This window comes from Rhodococcus sp. ARC_M12, from assembly GCF_022810385.1.
GTDB lineage: Bacteria > Actinomycetota > Actinomycetes > Mycobacteriales > Mycobacteriaceae > Rhodococcoides > Rhodococcoides navarretei.
Genome location: NZ_JALGQI010000070.1, coordinates 1 through 483 on the forward strand (window position 1 = coordinate 1; position 483 = coordinate 483).

1 protein-coding gene is annotated in these 483 nt (G+C 55.7%); it reads right to left on the reverse strand.

Translation table 11 applies throughout. The features are described from left to right. Window positions 1-483, reverse strand: a 483-nt coding sequence (locus MTX35_RS25405; RefSeq protein WP_243597485.1) for a CdaR family transcriptional regulator, incomplete at both ends; no start/stop codon positions are given.

The window sequence follows — 483 nt, forward strand, 5'->3', positions numbered from 1 at the left end:
TGAGTACTGTGCTGGGTGTCCACCACGCGGCATCCAGCGCAATCCTGAGGTTCATGAGGATGCCGGCATCGTCCAGCTTGCAACCGCACTCTTTCGCTGCTTGTCGGATGCGGTATTTGACCGTGTTTCGATGGATCGTCATATCGTGAGCGGTCGCGGTAACGCTACAGTTGTTTGCTAGGTAGACTCGTAAGGTCTCGCGGAGCCTGCGGTTCCGCGCACTGTCCAGAAGCAAGCCTCCGAGTGAGTCTTCCGCTAGATCCCTTAGGATTTCCGGATCTTCGAGCAGAAGAGTGATGGCTGCAACTTCCTCGAAAGTTACCACCGGACTGATGTCGACCTTGCCGTCCGAAACTACGCGGGCCGCGCGCTCTGCCTGCCTGGCTGTCTTCCGAAAACCATTTTCACCACTCTGCACGGTTCCAATTGCTGCTCGAATTCGGCCGTACTTCTGAAGAACGTCTGTAACGCTTTCAAGGCAAA